A 20,031-nucleotide genomic window follows, 5' to 3' on the forward strand; every position below is an offset into this window, starting at 1 on the left:
GACGCACGAAGGCCGCGCCGACAGAGTCGACGCGGCCTTCGGTGAGGTGCGAGAGCTCACGCCTCGGCGGGAGCCTCCACGGGGGCGGTCTCGGCGGGGGCCTCTGCGGCCTCCTCCGTGATCACCGGGGCGAGCGACAGCTTTCCGCGGTCGTCGATCTTGGTGATCTCGACCAGGACCTTCTGTCCGACTCCGAGCACGTCCTCGACGTTCTCCACGCGCTTGCCACCGGCGAGCTTGCGGACCTCCGAGATGTGCAGCAGGCCGTCCTTGCCCGGGAGCAGCGAGACGAACGCGCCGAACGCGGCGATCTTGACGACGGTTCCGAGGAACTGCTCGCCGACCTCCGGGTTGGTGGGGTTCGCGATCGCGTTGACCTGGGCGCGGGCCGCCTCGGCCGAGGGGCCGTCGGTGGCGCCGATGTAGACGGTGCCGTCCTCCTCGATGGAGATCTCGGCGCCGGTCTCGTCCTGGATGCCGTTGATCGTCTTGCCCTTCGGGCCGATCAGCTCACCGATCTTGTCGACCGGGATCTGGACCGAGATCACGCGCGGCGCGGTCGGGGCCATCTCATCCGGACGGTCGATCGCGGCGTTGAGCACGCTCAGGATGGTGGTGCGGGCGTCCTTCGCCTGCTTCAGCGCGCCGGCGAGCACCGACGACGGGATGCCGTCGAGCTTCGTGTCGAGCTGGATCGCGGTGACGAACTCGCTGGTTCCTGCGACCTTGAAGTCCATGTCGCCGAGCGCGTCCTCCGCGCCCAGGATGTCGGTGAGCGCCGCGTAGCGGGTCTCACCGTCGACGACGTCGGAGATCAGGCCCATGGCGATGCCGGCGACCGGGGCGCGCAGCGGCACACCGGCGTTCAGGAGCGACAGGGTGGAGGCGCAGACGGAGCCCATCGAGGTGGAGCCGTTGGACCCGAGGGCCTCGGACACCTGACGGATCGCGTACGGGAACTCCTCGCGGCTCGGCAGCACCGGCACGAGGGCGCGCTCGGCGAGGAAGCCGTGCCCGATCTCGCGACGCTTCGGCGACCCGACGCGGCCGGTCTCACCGGTCGAGTAGGGCGGGAAGTTGTAGTGGTGCAGGTAGCGCTTGTGCGTCACCGGCGAGAGCGAGTCGATCTGCTGCTCCATCTTGAGCATGTTCAGCGTGGTGACGCCCAGGATCTGGGTCTCGCCGCGCTGGAAGATCGCCGAGCCGTGGACGCGCGGGATGACCTGCACCTCGGCGTCGAGCGGACGGATGTCGGTGAGGCCACGACCGTCGATGCGGATGCCCTCGCGGAGCACGCGGCCGCGCATGACGACCTTCGACACCGACTTGTAGGCGGCCGAGAACTGCGACAGCGTCTCCGCGGGCAGGACTCCCGCCTCCACCTTCTCGGTGAGGGCGACCTTGACGCGCTCCTTGAGGGCGTCGTCGGCGTTCTGGCGCTCGATCTTGTCGGCGATCTGGTACACGTTCACCAGCTCGTCGTAGGCGAGGCCGGCGACGTTGTCGTAGGTCTCCTGCGAGTAGGGCAGGAAAACCGGGTAGTCGGCGATGGCCTTCGCGGCCTGCTCGGCGATGACGTTCTGCGCGCCGACGAGCTGGCGGATGAACGGCTTGGCCGCCTCGAGGCCCTGCGCGACGATCTCCTCGTTCGGCTTGACCGCTCCACCCTGGATGAGGTTCCAACTGTTCTCGGTGGCCTCCGCCTCGACCATCATGATCGCGACGTCGCCCTCGGAGCCGTCCTCGTTGGTGAGGACGCGGCCGGCGACGATGAGGTCGAACACGGCCTCCTTGAGCTGCTCGGCCTTCGGGAAGGCGATCCACTGGTCCTCGTGGGTGCCGTTGCCGGGGATGAGCGCGAGGCGCACACCGGCGATCGGGCCGGAGAACGGCAGACCGGAGATCTGCGTGGAGGCGCTGGCCGCGTTGATGGCGAGCGCGTCGTAGAACTCGTCCGGAGCGATGCTCAGGACGGTGATGACGATCTGCACCTCGTTGCGGAGGCCGTCGACGAACGACGGGCGCAGCGGGCGGTCGATCAGGCGGCACACCAGGATCGCCTCGGTGGAGGGGCGGCCCTCGCGCCGGAAGAACGAGCCGGGGATCTTGCCTGCGGCGTACGAGCGCTCCTCGACGTCGACGGTCAGCGGGAAGAAGTCGAAGTTGTCCTTCGGGTGCTTGCTGGCGCTGGTCGCGCTCAGAAGCATGGTCTCCTCGTCGAGGTACGCGGCGACGGCGCCCTGCGCCTGCTGGGCGAGGCGTCCGGTCTCGAACCGGACGGTACGGGTGCCGAAGCGGCCGTTGTCGAGAACGGCTTCGGCGAATTTGATTTCAGGACCTTCCAAGAGGTCTGTCTCCTTTGTTTAACGTCGCTGTCCCGTGTGGACGCGACTGTCATTCAAGGAGCAGGAACAGGCAGTTCGACACGTCGTGTGTACGCGGCATCCCATGCGGATCGCGTGGGCTGAGCCCGTCTGGCCATCAGTAGAAATACACGGTTGCGGGCCGCTCTCGCTGCCACCGCATCCGGATACCACCACCGAGGACCAGCTCCTGCCAGCCTGCTCCGGGTTCCTTCTCGGTATTGAGTTGGATGGACGGCGCTCGGCCGACCACCAGCATCCTATCAGTCGCAGCCCGTGCCAGGATGGATGGAGGCCGTCAGCGAGCCGGGACGAGGGGGATTCCGATGGGCGAGACACCACGGTCGGCGGGCGCGTCGACTCTTTCGGGGGATGCGCTGCTGCCTGCCGTTCCTGGCGCGGCGATCCTCATCCGGGTGCGCCGGCTCATCAGTGCGATCGCGCTCGTCGCCGTCGGCTACGGCTTCCTGTCGAACGGCTCCCGCGCGTTCTGCCCGGGCGCAGGACCCGCGGCGGAGAGCTGCGTCAGCCTCCAGCTCCACCCGAGCCCGTTCGTGTTCGCGGCACTCGCCTTCGTGGTGTTCGTGGCGATCGGACGCGTGCTGCGGCGTGCTCGCACCGAGGCGGACGCCCTCCGCACCCTCGATCGCGCTGCGCTCGTCGGCACCGCGATCGCCGGGGTCAGCCTGCTGATCGGCGTCGTGTGGTTCGGCCTGATCCCACTGGAGTCGTGGAACGGCAGCGCGACCTATTTCTTCCCGTTCCCCTTCGCCTCCGTCGACCTGACGGTGACGCCCGCCTCCTGATCCGCGTGCCGCTCAGAGCGCGAGCGTCGCGCGCGCGGCGTCGGTGAGCGCCCGGCCGTAGGACGGCCCGTAGCCGGCGGCGTGCACGGCGAGCGGGTGCAGCTGGTGCAGCGGGATGCGGTCCCGCCAGCCGGCACGCAGCGGCCGGGCGGCGTCGTAGCCGGCGGCGATATCGTCGAGGTGCGGTGCGCCGAAGAGCGCAAGCATCGCGAGGTCGGTCTCGCGGTGGCCGCCGTGCGCGGCCGGGTCGATCAGCACGCCGCCGCGCGCGTCCCAGAGCAGGTTGCCGTTCCACAGGTCGCCGTGGATGCGCGCGGGCGGCTCGTCGTCGTCGAACTCCCCCGACTCCACGCGCTCGACGGCCGCACGAATCACCGGCAGCTGATCCGTGGTGACGCTCCCGGCATCCACCGCGATCTCCAGGTACGGCCGCACGCGGTCGCGCGCGTAGAACCGGCCCCAGCTGGTCTCGTGCGCGATGGGGAGCGGGCGCTTGCCGATGAACAGCGGGCCGTCCCAGCCGTCCGGCGGCGCGCCGAACGCTGCGGCCCCGGCCGCGTGCGTCAGCGCGAGGGCGGCGCCGAACGCCCGGGCGGCCTCCCCGGTCGCGCGCGTCTCGCGGATGCGCTCCAGCTCGATCCGTCCCGGGCCCATGGACGCGACGCCGACCACGCGCGCTCCCCCGTCCGCCTCCGGTTCGCTGAGCCAGCGAAGCCCGGCGGCCTCCGCCTCGAAGAACCCGTCGGGGGCGTCCGCCCGCTCCTTCGTCATCGTCTCCACGCGGCCAACCTACGACCGTCACGGACTGTGGGAAGGAGGAACGCGATCCCGACGCCCACGAGCGTCCCGAGCGTGTTCGCGAGCAGGTCGCTCGGGTCGCTGAAGCGCGCGGGCAGGAACAGCTGCACGAACTCGATGACCAGCGTCGCGACGATGCCGATGGCGCCCGCGAGCCACCAGCGCCAGCGGCCGAGCAGCAGGGTGAACAGCAGCCCCATCGGCACGAACATGAGCACGTTGGCGGAGAACTCGGCCACCACGTAGTCCACCCAGCCGAGGCCGCGAACCGCCGACACGAACCGCAGCAGCGACCGCAGGAGCGGGTTGCCCGCGGGGTTCCCGGGCGCCGGGTTCAGCGTGATCCACGCGACGACCGCCAGGTAGGCGACGATGACGGCGGAGAGCACGGGACGGCGGCGCATCCTCCTATGCTGGCGCACATGACCAGTGCGTTCCGCATCCGGATGACCGGCCGCTCCACCGACGAGCGCCACAGGGTGTCGAGCCCGCTCGAACTGCTCTTCGACCTGACCTTCGTCGTCGCGATCGCGCAGGTCGCCGGACAGCTGGCGCACGCTGGTGAGAACGGGACAATCCTCGAGCACCTGCCGTTCTACCTGATGGTGTTCTTTGCCATCTGGTGGGCGTGGATGAATTTCACCTGGTTCGCCTCGGCCTACGACACCGACGACGTGCCCTACCGGCTCATGACCCTCGTGCAGATGGGCGGAGTCCTGGTGCTCGCGGCCGGCGTCCCCGCGGCGTTCGACCACGAGAACTTCACGGCGATCATCGTCGGCTACCTGATCATGCGGTTCGCGCTCGTGGGCCAGTGGGTGCGCGCGGCGATCGAGTATCCGGACGGGCGCAAGACGGCGATCCGGTACGCGGTCGGCGTCTCGGCGGTCCAGGTGCTGTGGGTGGCGTGGGGGTTCCTGCCGACGCAAATCGCCGTCGCGACCTTCGTGCTCGGCGCACTGCTCGAACTGGCGGTGCCGCTGTGGGCCGAGCGGCCCGGGATGACGAGCTGGCATCCGCATCACATCGCTGAGCGGTACGGGCTGTTCACGATCATCGTGCTCGGCGAGTCAGTGTCGGCCTCGGCGATCGGCGTGCAGAACGCGCTCGCCCAATCCGGATTCAGCGCCGCCCTGGTGTGGATCGCGGTGGCCGGGCTGGTGCTCCTGTTCGCCCTGTGGTGGCTGTACTTCCTGGAGCCGGCCGCCGAAGGACTGCGGTCGCGACGGAACCGGTCGTTCTATTGGGGGTACGGCCATTACTTCGTGTTCGCGTCGCTGGCGGCGTTGGGGGCCGGGCTGGAGGTCGCGGTGCAGGCCGGCGCCGCGCACTCGGAGGCATCCAACACGGCGGTCGAGTACGCGATGGCCGTTCCGGTCGCGGTGTTCCTGCTGATGCTCTACGTGCTGCACGCTCCGCTGGTGTCGGAGGTGGTCATCCGGCCACTGAAGACGATCGTCGCGATCGCACTCGTGCTGCTTCTGCCGCTTGCGTCGCCGGTGATCGGGCTCGTCGGCGTGACGATCGGGATCGCGCTGGTCGCGGCCGCCCTCGTCGCGGTCACCCTGTTCGACCGGGCCGTCGCGGCGCGCCGCGGTGCCGTCCCTTCCTCTGCGCCCGCGTCTCCGTCACCTCGCGACTGAGCTCCCGAAGATTCGTGCCGAATGTGCGTTATGGCGGCGCTATAACGCACATTCGGCACGAATCCCGTCGCAGGAGGGCGGGACGCCGCCGGAGATTTGGCGCAAATCTCGGTTATGGGAGCGCCATAACGATGATTTGGCGCAAATCTTGCGAGAGGGGCACCCCTTGCCGGAGCGAGGTGGGCGCGGGAGAGTCGGTGCATGAGCCACCGAGACGACCGCGCCGACCAGCTGACGACCGCCCCCGCCGCCGACGAGAGCGACGCCGACCCGCGGATCGAGGTCAGCGAAGGCTCGGAGGGCCGTCGCCGGATCGACGTGCGCGACGACGCGAAGGTCCGGCCGGGAGCGGACCCCGAGCACCGCTGAACCGCACAGTGACGCCCGCGGCCACGAGCAACGCCGCGAGTCCCGCGATCCAGGGCTCCCCCGTCGACCCGCTCGCGGCGAGCTCCGCCGTCGGGTCCGACGTCGCTGAGCCAGCCCCGACCGTCGCATCTGCGCCGCCACCCGGCGCAGCCACGGCCGGATCCACCCCGTACACCCGCACATAGTCGAACGTCGTCGTGAACCCTCCCGCCGCCATCGACACCAGCCCGAGCCGGGGAGGCGTCGCCTGCAGCGGTGTCGTCCAGGCGCCCGCCTCGCCCCACGTCGCACCGTCGTCCACGCTGGTGGATGCGGTGTAGACGTTCTCGGTCGCGGTGTGCGTCCTGCTCAGCCGCAGAACGGTCGCCTCCGCCACCGGGCCGCCGACGGCGTTGCCGTACGTGGGATTCCCCGGACCTTCCGCCGTCTCCCGCTTGCCGAACTCGGTCTGCCGGGTCTCCCAGATCGACGTGACCGAGAGCTTCACGAAGTTCGCGTCGTCCTGGTGGATGACCAGGCCGCCCTGCGCGTAGTTCTGGCAGCATCCCTCGCTCGGCACGGTGCTCGACACGCGCGTCTCGACGACGTAGTCGCCGCTCGGCAGCGGCCGGAGGGGAAGGCCGGCGGCTCCCGGGTCGGGGCCGAGATCGGCCGCCTGGGTGTCCCAGTGCAACGCGCCACCAGAGAGGGATCGCGTCGCCGCGCCCGGGTCGCGCTCCCACGTCCAGGCGGGGTCCATCTCCGCGCCGTCGAACTCGTCCGAATACGCGGGAAGCAGCGTTCCGCGGCTGGGCGGCGCGACGAACGTCGGCACATACGCCGCCGGATCACCCGCCGTCACCACAGGAGCGGGCTGCGGCGCGTCCGACGGGCCGGCCCCGCCCCGGACCACCGGCCAACCGTCCTGCCAGTCGAGCGCATCCATCAGCACCGGGCGCTTGGTGTACGTGCCACCGCCCGCGACGTACGGGTCGGTGCGGTCGACCGCGTGGTACAGCATCCAGCGCTGGCCGGTCGCATCGACCGCGCTCGTGACGTGGCCCGTGCCGATCCAGCGGTTGCCGTTCTGGTGCAGCACCGGAGTGCCGCCGACGCGCGGGTCGAGCAGCAGTGCGCCGGTCCGGTCCTCGAACGGACCGGTGGGCGACGTCGAGCGTCCCGCGAACACGCCATATCCCGTCAGGGGGCCCGAGCAGCAGTTGGTCGCCGAGCCGAGCAGGTAGAACCAGCCGTCGTGCTCGATCACATGCGTGCCCTCGTACCGGTTCGGGATGGCGACCTGCACCTGGCTGGCCGGGTCGGAATGCAGGCCGTCGGCGGAGAGCCGCCGCACGGACAGGCCGCCGTAGTAGCTCCCGAAATACAGGTAGTGCTCGCCGCCCGCGGTCACCAGCTCCGGGTCGAACACCCAGCGTCGGTCGGCCGGGTCGGCGCTCCCGGGTGACGGCATCGGCTCCACCACCGGTCCGCCCGAGTCGACCCAGGGTCCGGCGGGGCTGGCGCTGGTGGCGACACCGATCGCCGAGCCGCCGCCGGGCGCCACGGTGTTCGTCGCCGTGTAATACAGGAGGTACCGGCCGCCGACGTACGCGACGTCGGGCGCCCACATGTCGCCGTCGCCGATCCAGGCGGGCTTGGTGGGCAGCGCCTCGCCGACGAACGACCAGTGCACGAGGTCGGCGGAGCGGTAGGTGGGGATGCTCGAGAAGACGAGCGAGCCGTCGGGATTGCGCAGCGACGAGTCGATGACGTCGCGCGTGCAGTACAGGTACCACGCCGGATCGGCCGGGTCCTCCGACCGGATGACGTCCGGGTCGGCGCACTGCTCGGCGACCTTCCCGCCGCCCAGGTCGAGGGGCAGCGGATTGCTGTACGTCGCGGTCGCAGCGGCGGCGGGATGCGTGGGAGCTGCCGCCATCGCTCCCACTGAAAAGGCCAGCGCTGTAAGCGTGGAGAGGATGGACAGAGACAGTCGGCGCGGGATCACAACTCTCCTTTGAGACGGAACGTGCGCCCAACGCTACAGCGCTGTAAACGATCCGCCAAGAGCATGAAAGCACCACAGCAGGCATGGGGAGATTTGGCGCAAATCGTGGTTACGGACGCGCCATAACCGAGATTTGGCGCAAATCGTGGTTACGGACGCGCCATAACCGAGATTTGGCGCAAATCGTGATGCGTGCGGGCAACACAGAACGGGCCGCCACCCGAAGGTGACGGCCCGTCCGTAAGAAGTTCGCGGTGTCTATCGAAGACGCCGGCTTCCGGCTGCGGTTATCGACGCAGACCGAGGCGCTCGATCAGCGAGCGGTAACGGTTGATGTCGATCTCCGAGAGGTAGCCGAGGAGGCGGCGACGCTGACCGACCAGCAGAAGCAGGCCACGACGCGAGTGGTGGTCGTGCTTGTGCTCCTTGAGGTGCTCGGTGAGATCCTTGATCCGCTTGGTCAGGATCGCGACCTGGACCTCAGGGGATCCGGTGTCACCGGGGTGGGTTGCGTACTCTTCGATGATCGCCTTCTTGGTGTCTGCATCCAGCGCCATAGAGGGATCCCCTTTCTGCTCGTTGCGCGGTGCCCGGGGCCTGATGCCTGGGCTCTCTTGATCCGCGGCCGTTAGACGGCAACTGGAAGAGTCTACCAGAGCATCCGGGGCGCTCCCGCCCCGCGGCCACCGCTCAGGACGGCTCCGGCTCCGGCTCGAGGAGCGCGAATCCGGCGCCCTGGGGGTCGACGATCTCGGCCCACCGGCCGACACCGGGAGCGGAGAGCGGCTCGGTGCGCAGCGTCCCGCCGAGCTCCGTCGCGCGCACGATCGCCGCATCCAGGTCGGCCACATTGAAGTACACCAGCCAGTGGGCGGGCTCGGCGCCGTCGGCCCGGTACGCGCCCGCCACGCTCGTCTCGCCGACGTCGAACAGCCCGTAGGGTTCCTCCCCCACGCGCATCTCGCTGATGCCGACGCCGAGGACCGACTCGTAGAACGGGAAGGTCGATGCGGGGTCGGCGGCCACCAGCTCCAGCCAGTCCACCGCGCCGGGCTCGTCGCGCAGCCACGGATCGCCCTGGTCCTTCCGCTGCCACAGTCCGAAGACGGCGCCGGCCGGATCGGCGACGATGGCGAGCCGGATGCCGGCGACCGGTTCCCCAGGCTCCAGCAGCACCGTTCCTCCCGCGCCTGTCACGGCCTGCGCCGCAGCGGTCAGGTCGTCGACGGAGAAGTAGACCGTCCAGCTCGTCGGGACGTCGTCCGACGGCAGCGGTCCGAGCGCGGCGACGGGGACGCCGCGTGCGCTGGCCAGCGCGAAACCGTTGGAGTCGGCCGACGGCGCCGATACCTCCCATCCGAACAGCGACCGGTAGTACGTGGCGGCGGCGGGCTGGTCCGGGCTCTGGAGGTCGACCCAGACCGGCGTGCCCTGCGGGAATGCGTCTTCGATCGGCATGCGCTCACGCTACTCGCCGCCGAGCAGCACGGCGAGAGTCAGACCGGACCGACGCGAACAGCCGGATGCGGTCAGACGCCCCGCAGCACCTGGTCCATGGCCGCTACCACGACCGGGCCGGGCGGTCCGTCGTCGTGGCGCGCCCACCAGACGAGCGCCGAGAAGTCGGCCGACCCGATGGCGTCGGCGAGCACCTGGACGCGCAGTCCCTCCGGATCAGCCCCGAGCCGGCGGGCCAGGAAGTCGACGAGGATGCCACGGTTCGCCGCCATCGCCGTCAGGCCGAACCCGACCAGGGCGGGATGCGTCCCCATGAGCGCCATCCGCCGGCGGGTGGCCTCCTCCGCTTCGGGGCTCAGTGTCAGGGACTCGGTCACCGCGCGAGCCAGCACATCCCGCAGGGGCTCGTCGTCCCCGGCGGCGTCGAGCACGTCGTGCATGCGCCCGACCACGGGCTCGATGCCGCCCCACACCAGCGCCGGCTTGCTCGGGAAGTAGCGGAACAGCGTCCGCCGCCCGATCCCGGCCAACCGGGCGATGTCGTCCATCGTCGTCTGCTCGTACCCGTGCTCGTCGAAGTGCCGCAGGGCGAGCAGCGCCACCCGCTCAGGGTCGACGTCGGCCGGCCGTCCGCGACGGCGGGGCGCTGGCGCATCCGGCGAGGTCATCCTCCGATCATGGCATTGCTTCGCTCGGCGCCGACGCCCGCACGCGCTCGACGGCCTGCGCGAGCGTACGTAGGCCGTCCGGGATCTGCTCCACCGGGATGCCGCCGAAGCCGAGCAGGAGGCCGTCCGGTCCATCGCCGAGCCGGAACCGGGAGACCGGCTGCACGGCCACGCCGGCCACCGCGGCCCGCTCGGCGACCCGGCGTCCATCGATGTCGCCGTCGGCCCCGTCGGCGAGCAGCGCGAGGTGCAGCCCGGCGACCGACGGCACCAACCGGAAGTCCGGCAGCAGCTCCCCCGCCGCGCGGACGAGCGCGTCGTGCCGCTGCTCGTAGACGCGGGTCGCCGACCGCACGTGCCGCGCGAAACCGCCGGAGTCGATGAAGCGCGCCATGGCCCGCTGCGTGACGACGTCGTTGTGCCAGTCGCTCAGCCGCTTGGCGTGCCGCAGAGCGGGCAGGAGGCTCGGCGGCGCGACCACGAACCCCAGCCGGAGTGACGGGGCCATCGTCTTCGAGAACGTGCCGACGTAGACGACCCGGCCGTCGGCATCCAGTCGCTGGAGCGGGTCGAGCGGCCGCGCGCCGAACCGGTACTCGCTGTCGTAGTCGTCCTCGATGACGACCGCGTCGTTGCGCGCGGCCCACTCCAGCAGGGCGACCCGCCGTTCGAGCGGAAGCACCCCGCCGAGCGGGAATTGATGCGACGGCGTCACGTACAGCAGCCGCGCCGGGGGCAGAAGGTCGACGCGGAGGCCGAACTCGTCCACCGGGACCGGAAGCACCCGGGCGCCGGTCGTCTCGAACAGCTGCCGGACGGGCGGGTAGCCGGGGTCCTCGACGAGGACGGTGTCGCCCGGGGTCAGCAGCACGCGGGCGAGCAGGTCGAACGCCTGCTGGGCGCCGTTGGTCACCAGCACGTCGTCGGGGGCGGCGTCCACCGAGCGCGCGAGGCCGAGGTGTCGCGCGATCCCCTCGCGCAGCCGGTCGACTCCGGCCGGGTCGGCGTACAGGGTCGAGCGGGCGAAGCCGCCGCGGAGCTCTGCCGTGACGTAGTGTCGCCAGGTCTCCAGAGGGAAGAGAACGGGATCGGGCGCGCCGACGCTGAAGTCGTAGGCGATCGGGCGCGGCTCGGTCCACAGCGGGTCGTCGAGATCTGCCCAGGTCGCGTTCGGATGCGCGGCGCCGCGTCGGGTGTCCACGGCGGCGGGACGCCGTTCTGTGCCTCCCCGTCCCCTCGGTGGCGCGCCGGTGTAGGCGACGAATGTGCCCGCGCCGACCCGCGCGGCGAGATAGCCCTCCGCCGTCAGCCGCTCGTACGCCGTCGAGACGGTCGAGCGCGAGACCTGCAGCCGCTCGGCGAGCTCGCGCGTCGCCGGCAGCCGCTCACCCCGGCGCAGCCGCCCATCCACCACGGCGTCGCGCAGCTGGCGGTAGATGCGGTCGGCGCGGTCGCCTCGATCGCCGATGGCGACATGCAGGTCCAGGATGCCCTCCGAGCCTCGACGAATGGCCTGATCGGAATCGATCGAAATGGATCTTACCCGCAGCCAATCGCATTCTTAGCGTGGAGGACATGACAGAACGCATCCAACTCCCCACCATCGTGCCCGAGGGCTACCGGAAGGTCATCAACCTCGACGGCTATGTCGGCGGCAAGGTCGAGGAGCCGCTCGGCGACCTCATCAAACTGCGCGCCTCGCAGATCAACGGCTGCACCTACTGCGTCGACATGCACTCGGTCGACCTGCAGGGACGCGGCGTGCCGCTCCGCAAGGTCTTCGCCGTCTCCGCCTGGCGCGAGTCGCCGTGGTTCACGAACCGCGAGCGCGTCGCGCTGGAGCTGACCGAGGCCGTGACGCTCATCCACGAGGACGGCGTGCCGGACGAGCTGTACCAGCGGGCGCTCAACGAGTTCGGCGAGGAAGGCCTGGCGAACGTGCTGCTGGCCATCGCGACCATCAACATCTGGAACCGCATCGCCATCCCGACCCGGATGCAGCCGCCCGCGCTGTAGGCCGCCGTCCTCCGGGTGCGGTCCTACCCGGTGCCGTCCCACCCGCGTCCGCTCGCCGGAAATGGAGGACATTCCGCCCCTCAGCCCGGCGACCCGCCTCCGTTCGCGGCATCCTGCGGCGTGTCGGCGGCGGATCTCCTCCGTTTCCGATCCGACCCGCGGTCGAGCGGCGACTGCAGCTTTCGGAGGAGATCCGGCGGGTGATCGCCCCCGAACGCCGGGAACGGAGGGGATGGTGTCGGCTTCGGCCGGGATCGCCTCCGTTTCCGACGCGCACGGCGCGGGACGCCCCGAACGACGAAGCGCTCCCCCGGCCGTGCCGAGGGAGCGCTTCGTTCGTCGGGTGATCCGTTCAGCTGACGCCGAGCAGGTCGATCACGAAGATCAGGGTCTTGCCCGACAGCGGGTGACCGCCGCCGGCCGGGCCGTAGGCGAGCGCCGGCGGGACGGTGAGCTTGCGGCGACCGCCGACCTTCATGCCGGGGATGCCCTCCTGCCAGCCCTTGATGAGGTTGTTCAGCGGGAAGTTGATCGACTGACCGCGGCTCCAGGAGGAGTCGAACTCCTCGCCGGTCTCGTACTCGACGCCGAGGTAGTGCACGTCGACCTTCGCGCCGGGGGTGGCCTCGGGGCCGGTGCCCTCGACGATGTCGACGATCTCGAGGGTCTCGGGAGCCGGTCCCTCGGGGGCGTCGACTTCCGGCTTCTGGTTGGTGTTCTCTGCCATGCCTCCCATCCAACCGGTGCCGGGGTGCGGCGTCAAAGCGCGTTCGCTCACCGCGCAGCCGCGATCGGGGGTTGCGCTCGCCGCGCGCCGGGGGCATCCTTGACGCATAACTCGATCCCCCGGGAGCGCTGCAGGCATCGCCGCACCACCGGGGGTCGAGTCTGTTAAGGCCTCGTGCGGGTCTCCATGTGTCAGGCGCCGCCGAAGACCTTGCCCGGGTTCAGGATGCCGAGGGGGTCGAACACGGACTTCAGCTTCACCTGCAACTCGTAGGAGTCCGGTCCGACCTCGTCCGCGAGCCAGCGCCGCTTGAGCACGCCGACGCCGTGCTCGCCGGTGAGGGTGCCGCCGAGGGCGATGGCGGTCCGGAACAGGTCGTTCGCCGCATCCCACACGGCGTCGGGCACCGTGTCGCCGGTGTAGACGAAGTTGGGGTGCAGGTTGCCGTCGCCGGCGTGGGCGACGGTCGGGATGGGGATGCCGTACCGCTCGGAGATCCGCTCGATCGCGGCGAACATCTCCGGCATGCGCGAGCGCGGGACCGCGACGTCCTCGATGAGCACCTCACCGGAGGAGGCCAGCGCCGGGTGGAACGCGCGGCGCAGCGCGAGCAGGCGCTCCCCCTCGTCCGCATCCGCGGCGACCCGGACGGTCCCGCCGGTCTCGGTCAGCAGCCCACCGGCGGCGGCCGCGTCCTCCGCCCCCGTCGCGCCGTCGAACTGGACGAGCAGGTAGGCCGCTCCGCCGGTCGCACCGAATGCGTCCTCGATGGTCTCCGGGCCGAGGTAGGCGGAGATGCGTTCGAGCGCCGGCGCGTCGAGCAGCTCCATCACGGCCGGGCGCAGTCGAGCCGCCGTGATGCGGGCGGAGGCCTGCGCCGCCGCGGTCACATCCGGGAAGAGCGCGCCGAGGGTGACCGGTTCCCCGGGCGGGATCGGCTGAACACGGACGGTGGCGCCCACGATGACGCCCAGCGTCCCTTCCGAGCCCACGAACAGGGCGGTCAGGTCGTAGCCGGTGACGCCCTTCACGGTGCGGTGCCCGGTGCGCAGGAGGCGTCCATCCGCGAGCACCACCTCCAGCCCCAGGACGGCCTCGCGCGTAACGCCGTACTTCGCGCACAGCAGCCCGCCGGCGTTGGTCGCGATGTTCCCTCCGACGGTGGAGATCGCCTTGCTCGCCGGGTCGGGCGCGAAGAACAGGCCGTACGGCTCCAGCGCCGCGTTGAGGTCGCTGTTGACGACGCCGGGCTCGATGACGGCGAGCTGGTCGTCGGCCGAGATCTCGACGATGCGGTTCATCGCGGAGACGTCGAGAACGATGGATCCGTCGGTGCCGTTCGCGCCGCCCGCCAGGCCGGTGCCCGCACCCCGCGGCACGACCGGGACGCGGAACTCGCTCGCCGCCCGCAGCGTCGCCTGCACGTGCGCCACCGATCGCGCGGTCACGATCGCGAGCGGGCGGCCCTCGGCCACCCATCCCGAGCGGTCGGTGCGGGCGGCGTCCAGGAGTGCGGGGTCGGTCGTCAGCACGCCGGCGTCGGCGGCCTCCTCGCCGAGCGCGGCCGCGAGCCAGTCGAGTACGTCCATGCCTCCCAGGCTAGCGATCGGGGCGGCCGGTCGGCCGCGCGGTCATGTCCGATTTCCGCTATCGGATGTCGGCGGCGGGTGTCACGCTGGTGGACATGAGCACGCTGCAGCATCCCCCGTCCGTCGCGACGACCGGCCCGGCGACGGGCGCTGCCGTCACCGGCTCCGACGGCCCGCTCGCCGACCCGGTGTTCGCCGAGCGCTACCGGGCGATGAGCGCCAAGGATGCGCGTTTCGACGGGCAATTCATCACCGGCGTGCACACCACCGGCATCTACTGCCGCCCGAGCTGCCCGGCGGTGACGCCGAAGCCCGGCAACGTCACCTTCTATCTGACGGCGGCGGCCGCGCACGAGGCGGGTCTCCGCGCCTGCAAGCGCTGCCTCCCGGACGCCGTGCCCGGTTCACCGGAATGGAACGTCCGCGACGACCTCGCCGCCCGCGCCATGCGCCTCATCGCCGACGGCACGGTGGAACGGGAGGGTGTCCCTGGCCTCGCGCGCCGGCTCGGCTACACCCCGCGGCACCTGAACCGCGTGCTCACCGCCGAGCTCGGTGCCGGCCCGCTCGCGCTCGCCCGCGCCCACCGTGCGCAGACTGCGCGCCTGCTCCTGACCGGCAGCGACCTGCCGATCACCGATGTGGCCTTCGCCGCCGGCTTCAGCAGCGTCCGTCAGTTCAACGAGACCATGGCCGAGGTCTACCGGCTGACGCCCGGCGCCATCCGGACCGCGGCTCGCCGCTCCCCCGCCGCCGCGCACCGCGAGCCCGGCACGGTGACACTGAGCCTGCGGCTTCCCGCCCGCGCACCGTTCGATGGCGCGTCGGTGCTCGGCTTCCTCGCGGCCCGCGCGATCGACGGGATGGAGGTCGCCGGCGCGGACGCGAGCCAGGGCGGCGTCGGGTACGCCCGGGCTCTCCGGCTCCCCCACGGCCCGGCGATGGTGCGACTGACCCTCACCGGCACGTCCGAATCCCCCGCGGTCCAGTGCGACGCGTCCCTCGCCGACGTCGCCGACCTGGCTCCTCTCGTCGCGCGCGTGCGCCGGCTGCTCGACCTCGACGCGGACGCCGAGGCCATCGGCGCCGCGCTGGCCGCCGACCCCGCACTCGCGCCCAGCGTCGCGGCCGCCCCCGGGCTCCGCGTGCCCGGGGCGGTGGATGCGGAGGAGATCGTCTTCCGCGCCCTCATCGGACAGCAGGTGTCGGTCGCCGCAGCCCGCACCGCGCTGACCCGCCTCACCGACGCGCTCGGCGAGCCCATCGACCTCCCGGTGCCCGGAGGCGGCACCCTCACCCGACTCTTCCCCACCGCCGCCGCGATCGCCGAGCGCGGGCGGGAGGTGCTCCGCGGGCCGTCCCGCCGGATCGACGCGATCGTCGGTGCCGCCGCGGCGCTGGCCGACGGTCGCCTCAGCATCGACGTCGGCGAGTCGCGCGACGACCTCGAACGCCGACTGATGGAACTGCCGGGCATCGGGCCGTGGACAGCCGGCTACGTCGCCCTGCGGGTGCTGGGCAGCCCGGACATCCTGCTCACCGGCGATCTGGCGCTCCGGCAGGGTGCCGCGCGGCTCGGCCTCCCCGGGGATGCGCGCGGGCTAGCGGAGTACGGCGCGCGCTGGGCGCCGTGGCGCAGCTACGCCGGGCTCCACCTGTGGCGGGCATAGCGCGCGAAGCCCCGCCGTGCAGGCCTGGCTCCGCGATGCAGGCCTAGGATCGGAACGTGCCCTCCCTGTCCGTCGTCATCCCGGCCCTCGATGACGCCGAGATGCTCGCCCGCTGCCTGGACGACCTCGCCGCGCAGCTCCGACCCGCGGACGAGATCATCGTGGTGGACAACGGCAGCAGCGACGGCACCGCCGATGTCGCGCGCGCCGCGGGCGCCCGCGTCGTCGAGCAGCCGCAGCGCGGGATCTGGCCCGCCGCATCCACCGGCTACGACGCCGCGACCGGCGACATCATCGCGCGGCTGGATGCCGACTCGCGCCCGCCGGCCGATTGGCTGCTCCACATCGAGGCTGAACTCGTCGACGCCCCGGAGGTCGGCGTGCTCACCGGCCGCGGCGTGTTCTACGACGGCAACACGGTCGTCGCCGGTCTCGGGCAGGTGCTCTACATCGGCGGCTACTTCTGGTCGATGGGGATCTGGCTGGGGAACCCGCCCATCTTCGGCTCCAACTTCGCCATGCGCCGCGAGGTGTGGCTGGATGTGCGCGACCGCGTCCACCGCGACCGTGGCGACATCCACGACGACCTGGACCTCGCCTTCCACCTGAGCCTCGACACCGTCGTCCGGTACGACGAGCGGCTCACCGTCGGGATCTCGGCGCGCCCGTTCTCCACCTGGCGCGGCTTCGGGCGGCGGCTGCGCTGGGCGTACACGACGCTCAGCATGCACCTTCCGGACCAGTCGCCCTGGCGGCGTCGCATCGCCCGCCGCCGACTGGCGCACGACAGGGAGCGCGACGCGCCGGGCGCGGTCGCATGAACCGATAGCCTGGATCGGTGAGATTCTCGCACCTCAGCAACGCCGCAGATCCCGGGCCCCGCCTGGCAGCCGTCATCGGAGACGGAGCCCTCTTCCTCGACGAAGTGATGGCCCGGCCGCCGCGGGACCTGCAGGAGCTCATCGAACGGGGCGAGGACGGACTCGCCGAGGTGCGCGCGGTGGTCGCCGAGGCCGAAGCCGCCGGTCGCGAGCTGCCAGCGGTGCACGAGCTGCGCCACGCCTCCGCTGTGCTCCGCCCGCCGCACGTCATCGCGATCGGGGCGAACTACGCCGCGCACGCCTCCGAGCTGAAGCTGCGGAGCGAGAAGGCGGCGACCGTCTTCAACCTCTGGCCGAACTCCCTGGCCGGGCACGGCGGTACGACGACCTGGCCGGCCGACCTCTCCACCCAGGTCGACTATGAAGCCGAACTGGGGGTGGTGATCGGCCGTCCGGCGCGGAACGTCTCCGTGCAGGACGCCCTCGACTACGTCTGGGGCTACACCGTGGTCAACGACATCACCGCCCGCGACCTGCAGTTCTCGGAGGCGCAGTGGTCGCGGTGCAAGTCGTTCGACGGCTTCACCCCCACCGGTCCCGTGGTCGTCACGGCGGACGAGATCCCCGACCCGCAGGACCTCTGGCTGACCACCAACGTCGACGGTGCGATCCTGCAGGATGCGTCGACGGCCGACATGGTCCGCAGTGTCCCGGAGCTGATCGAGTTCCTCTCCCGCTCCGCCACCATCCCACCGGGAACCCTGATCTCCACCGGGAGCCCGGGCGGCGCGGGGTACTCGCGCACCCCTCCCGTCTTCCTCCGCGACCGGTCCACCGTCACGGTCTCCATCGGCGGGATCGGCTACCTCACCACGTACTGCCGCGTCACCTGACCCACCGGGCGCGCCGTGGTGCGTTAGCGTATTGGCTGTGTCCATCGGAGAGAGGCGTCCGGTCACGGGCGGGGACGACGAGGCTGCGCGCCTCGATGCCGCGCTGCCCGATATCGACTGGTCGGTCGCGCCCGTCGGCACGGTGTTCTCGCGCTTCCGCGCCCCCAGCGGCGAGCTGGCGGTCGCCGCGCTGGGCGATCCCGCCGATCCCCGCGTCGTCCTGATCCCCGGGGTGACCGGCTCCAAGGAGGACTTCTACCTCCTGGCGCCGATCCTCGTCGCGGCCGGCTACTACGTGCAGAGTTTCGACCTGGCCGGGCAGTACGAATCGGCGGATGCCGGCCCTGTGCCCGGCGGCCGCTACACCTACGGCCTGCTCGTGGCCGACGTCGTCGCGTTCCTGCGCGACGGCGGTCCGGCGCACGTTCTCGGCTACTCGTTCGCGGGGATCCTGTCGCAACTGGCGCTGGTGGAGCATCCCGAGCTCTTCCGGTCGCTCACCCTCCTGACCGCACCGCCCGAGCCCGGGCAGTCGTTCCGCGGCGTTCGGATCATCGGGGCGCTCAGCTGGTTCGCGACGCCCCACATCGGCGCGAGCCTCATGATCTGGGGCATCACGACGAACAAGAACAAGGTGTCCGACAGCCGGCTGGCGTTCGTGCGGTCGCGGTTCGCGTTCACCCGCCGCTCCAGCGTCGACGACATCGTCGGGCTGATGAAGCGGGTACCGGATGTGCGTGCGCGCGTCGCCGCCAGCGGCATCCCGCTCCTCGTCGTCACGGGTGATCACGACCTCTGGCCGACCCACCTGCACGCCGCGAACGCGAAGGCCCTCGGCGCCCACCTCGCCGTCTACCGCACCGGGCACAGCCCCTGCGAGACCGCCCCGCACCAGCTGGGTCGCGACATGATCGCCCTCTTCCGCGAGGCCGAGGCGCGCGAGCGCTGAGCGATCCCGCCGCGCCGCGTGGCCGAAAAGCCTAGACCCCACATTTGGGGGTAGTGACTTCTCTCTGCGCTGGGCGACGATGAGAGGGCAGCGAGGGGGACGGTATGGATAAATGTCTGAAGACGACTTCCTTCACCCGCCGCACGCGCCGCGGCTCCGCGAACACGTCGGCATGATCCGTTGGCAGCGCGTCGGCGACGGTGAGTGGTCGATGGAGACCGCCCGCGGCCAGTACGTCGGCGGCAACAGCAAGGTCTGGCGGGTCCGCCTCTACGACGGCATCGAGCTCGAGTACGACCTCGACGAGTGGGCGCCCTTCAACTGACTCTCTTCCGGTGCCGTCCGCCGGGCCGCGCATCGGCCCCGCGGACGGCACCGATTTCTTCTCCCCTCCGACGGGGGAATCGACCTGAGCGGCCGCACAGCCTAGGGTCGCAGCATGATCCCCGACGAAGCGGACGGATGGATGCTCACCTGCGTCCTGGTCGCCCGTGACGGCAGCGAGACCACCCTCTCGGTGCCCTCCCTCTCCCGAACGCCGCCCAGCCGCATCCGCCGCCCCTCCCATCTCGGAGGCGCCGCCGTCGTCGATGTCTACGCGTTCTCCGCGCTTCGGGGCACTCCACCCTGCGCGGTGTACGGCTTCGAATGCACCGTGCCGCTGAGCACGGACGAGCTCCCGGCGGACGATTCTCCGGCCGCCGGTCCCGCGCCGTCCGACTGACGGGAGTCGGAGAAAGGTCGGGTGCCGGCACTCGGCGCAGCGAGATTCCCCGGTGCCGGCACCCTTGTCGTCATGTCGGGCATAACGACCTCTATACAGGCTTGTGCTCACCCTGCCCGGGTATGGGGCGAAAAGCCTAGACAGCAATGTCCGCTATTGAATGCGCGGCTGTGTCTCCGTTCCAGCGCGCCCGTCCGGGACCACGCCCCGAGCGGTGTAGCGGAGCCTGCGCACCCCCCGCAGCGGACCGGACCCTACGGCCGCCTGCATGTGCAGGAAGAACAGGGTAAAGGACCGGTCGACGCTGTCGGTGCCGGACAGCCCGTGCAGAGCCGCGTCGTCGGCGACCAGGCGGGCGTTGGCGAGCAGCGCATCCTCCTCCACCCGCACCTCCACGATCCGGTGGTCCGGGGTCAGCACCTGCAGCAGCAGTGCGCCGGCATCCACGACGTGGACGCCCGGCACCCGTTCCAGCGACCGCAGGAAGCGGTCCACGATCCGTCTCTCGCCTCGCGGCATCCGTCGCTCCTTCCGGCGGAGCCGCGTCGAC

The 20,031-nt window shown here is 71.1% G+C and carries 20 protein-coding genes; 9 read left to right on the forward strand and 11 right to left on the reverse strand.

The window, feature by feature from the left end; genetic code table 11:
* Positions 1–56: 56 nt before the first annotated feature.
* Positions 57–2,345 carry a polyribonucleotide nucleotidyltransferase gene (locus BLR91_RS11095; protein ID WP_089875305.1) on the reverse strand — a complete coding sequence of 763 codons (2,289 nt, stop codon included), beginning with the start codon at positions 2,343–2,345 and terminating at the stop codon, positions 57–59.
* 344 nt (positions 2,346–2,689) lie between these two features.
* On the opposite strand from BLR91_RS11095, the gene BLR91_RS11100 reads away from it, so the two are divergent.
* The gene (locus tag BLR91_RS11100) at positions 2,690–3,169 is read left to right on the forward strand and encodes a hypothetical protein (RefSeq protein ID WP_089875304.1); all 480 of its coding nucleotides are present in this window, start codon (positions 2,690–2,692) and stop codon (positions 3,167–3,169) included.
* A gap of 12 nt (positions 3,170–3,181) precedes the next feature.
* On the opposite strand, the gene BLR91_RS11105 is transcribed toward BLR91_RS11100, so the two are convergent.
* On the reverse strand, positions 3,182–3,940 hold the full coding sequence (locus BLR91_RS11105; RefSeq protein WP_089875303.1) for a fructosamine kinase family protein: 759 nt from the start codon (positions 3,938–3,940) through the stop codon (positions 3,182–3,184).
* The gene (locus BLR91_RS11110) at positions 3,937–4,371 is read right to left on the reverse strand and encodes a VanZ family protein (protein WP_089875302.1); all 435 of its coding nucleotides are present in this window, start codon (positions 4,369–4,371) and stop codon (positions 3,937–3,939) included. The genes BLR91_RS11105 and BLR91_RS11110 overlap by 4 nt, the downstream gene beginning before the upstream one ends.
* An 18-nt stretch (positions 4,372–4,389) precedes the next feature.
* On the opposite strand from BLR91_RS11110, the gene BLR91_RS11115 reads away from it, so the two are divergent.
* Positions 4,390–5,610: a low temperature requirement protein A gene (locus BLR91_RS11115; RefSeq protein WP_231918891.1), complete on the forward strand. Its 1,221-nt coding sequence runs from the start codon at positions 4,390–4,392 to the stop codon at positions 5,608–5,610.
* A 283-nt stretch (positions 5,611–5,893) separates the two neighbouring features.
* Here BLR91_RS11115 and BLR91_RS11120 read toward each other — a convergent pair whose 3' ends face one another.
* From BLR91_RS11120 to pdxR, 5 genes are all read right to left on the reverse strand, one after another.
* Positions 5,894–7,897, reverse strand: a complete 2,004-nt coding sequence (locus tag BLR91_RS11120; protein WP_089875300.1) for a family 43 glycosylhydrolase — start codon at positions 7,895–7,897, stop codon at positions 5,894–5,896.
* Between the two features lie 356 nt (positions 7,898–8,253).
* Positions 8,254–8,523 carry a 30S ribosomal protein S15 gene (rpsO, locus tag BLR91_RS11125; RefSeq protein WP_089875299.1) on the reverse strand — a complete coding sequence of 90 codons (270 nt, stop codon included), beginning with the start codon at positions 8,521–8,523 and terminating at the stop codon, positions 8,254–8,256.
* A gap of 133 nt (positions 8,524–8,656) precedes the next feature.
* Positions 8,657–9,424 carry a VOC family protein gene (locus tag BLR91_RS11130; protein WP_089875298.1) on the reverse strand — a complete coding sequence of 256 codons (768 nt, stop codon included), beginning with the start codon at positions 9,422–9,424 and terminating at the stop codon, positions 8,657–8,659.
* 71 nt (positions 9,425–9,495) lie between these two features.
* Positions 9,496–10,092 (reverse strand): acyl-CoA-like ligand-binding transcription factor, encoded by a 597-nt coding sequence (locus BLR91_RS11135; RefSeq protein ID WP_089875297.1) that lies wholly within the window; start codon positions 10,090–10,092, stop codon positions 9,496–9,498.
* 7 nt (positions 10,093–10,099) lie between these two features.
* Positions 10,100–11,626, reverse strand: a complete 1,527-nt coding sequence (gene pdxR, locus BLR91_RS11140) for a MocR-like pyridoxine biosynthesis transcription factor PdxR (protein ID WP_442911336.1) — start codon at positions 11,624–11,626, stop codon at positions 10,100–10,102.
* 41 nt (positions 11,627–11,667) lie between these two features.
* Between pdxR and BLR91_RS11145 the strand changes: the two genes are divergently transcribed.
* Positions 11,668–12,108 carry a carboxymuconolactone decarboxylase family protein gene (locus BLR91_RS11145; protein ID WP_089881427.1) on the forward strand — a complete coding sequence of 147 codons (441 nt, stop codon included), beginning with the start codon at positions 11,668–11,670 and terminating at the stop codon, positions 12,106–12,108.
* Positions 12,109–12,460: 352 nt separating this feature from the next.
* Here BLR91_RS11145 and BLR91_RS11150 read toward each other — a convergent pair whose 3' ends face one another.
* Both BLR91_RS11150 and BLR91_RS11155 read right to left on the reverse strand, forming a co-directional pair.
* Complete coding sequence (locus BLR91_RS11150; RefSeq protein ID WP_018190441.1) at positions 12,461–12,835, reverse strand: FKBP-type peptidyl-prolyl cis-trans isomerase; 375 nt, start codon at positions 12,833–12,835, stop codon at positions 12,461–12,463.
* A gap of 191 nt (positions 12,836–13,026) precedes the next feature.
* Complete coding sequence (locus BLR91_RS11155; protein WP_089875295.1) at positions 13,027–14,424, reverse strand: FAD-binding oxidoreductase; 1,398 nt, start codon at positions 14,422–14,424, stop codon at positions 13,027–13,029.
* Between the two features lie 65 nt (positions 14,425–14,489).
* Here BLR91_RS11155 and BLR91_RS11160 point away from each other — a divergent pair, with 65 nt between their 5' ends.
* The 6 genes from BLR91_RS11160 to BLR91_RS11185 all read left to right on the forward strand — a co-directional run bounded on the left by BLR91_RS11160 (position 14,490) and on the right by BLR91_RS11185 (position 19,481).
* Positions 14,490–16,094, forward strand: coding sequence for an AlkA N-terminal domain-containing protein (locus BLR91_RS11160; protein ID WP_089881424.1), 1,605 nt, complete (start codon positions 14,490–14,492; stop codon positions 16,092–16,094).
* Between the two features lie 56 nt (positions 16,095–16,150).
* Entirely contained in the window at positions 16,151–16,915 is a 765-nt protein-coding gene (locus tag BLR91_RS11165; RefSeq protein WP_018190438.1) for a glycosyltransferase, read from the forward strand.
* Between the two features lie 17 nt (positions 16,916–16,932).
* Positions 16,933–17,808 (forward strand): fumarylacetoacetate hydrolase family protein, encoded by an 876-nt coding sequence (locus tag BLR91_RS11170; RefSeq protein ID WP_089875294.1) that lies wholly within the window; start codon positions 16,933–16,935, stop codon positions 17,806–17,808.
* Between the two features lie 31 nt (positions 17,809–17,839).
* Positions 17,840–18,757, forward strand: a complete 918-nt coding sequence (locus BLR91_RS11175) for an alpha/beta fold hydrolase (RefSeq protein ID WP_089875293.1) — start codon at positions 17,840–17,842, stop codon at positions 18,755–18,757.
* A gap of 112 nt (positions 18,758–18,869) precedes the next feature.
* Entirely contained in the window at positions 18,870–19,082 is a 213-nt protein-coding gene (locus tag BLR91_RS11180; RefSeq protein ID WP_018190435.1) for a hypothetical protein, read from the forward strand.
* Positions 19,083–19,196: 114 nt separating this feature from the next.
* Positions 19,197–19,481: a hypothetical protein gene (locus BLR91_RS11185; RefSeq protein WP_018190434.1), complete on the forward strand. Its 285-nt coding sequence runs from the start codon at positions 19,197–19,199 to the stop codon at positions 19,479–19,481.
* A 153-nt stretch (positions 19,482–19,634) separates the two neighbouring features.
* Here BLR91_RS11185 and BLR91_RS11190 read toward each other — a convergent pair whose 3' ends face one another.
* The gene (locus BLR91_RS11190) at positions 19,635–20,000 is read right to left on the reverse strand and encodes an ABC transporter substrate-binding protein (RefSeq protein WP_089875292.1); all 366 of its coding nucleotides are present in this window, start codon (positions 19,998–20,000) and stop codon (positions 19,635–19,637) included.
* Positions 20,001–20,031 lie beyond the last annotated feature (31 nt).

Source organism: Leifsonia sp. 466MF (genome assembly GCF_900100265.1).
Classification (GTDB): Bacteria; Actinomycetota; Actinomycetes; order Actinomycetales; family Microbacteriaceae; genus Leifsonia.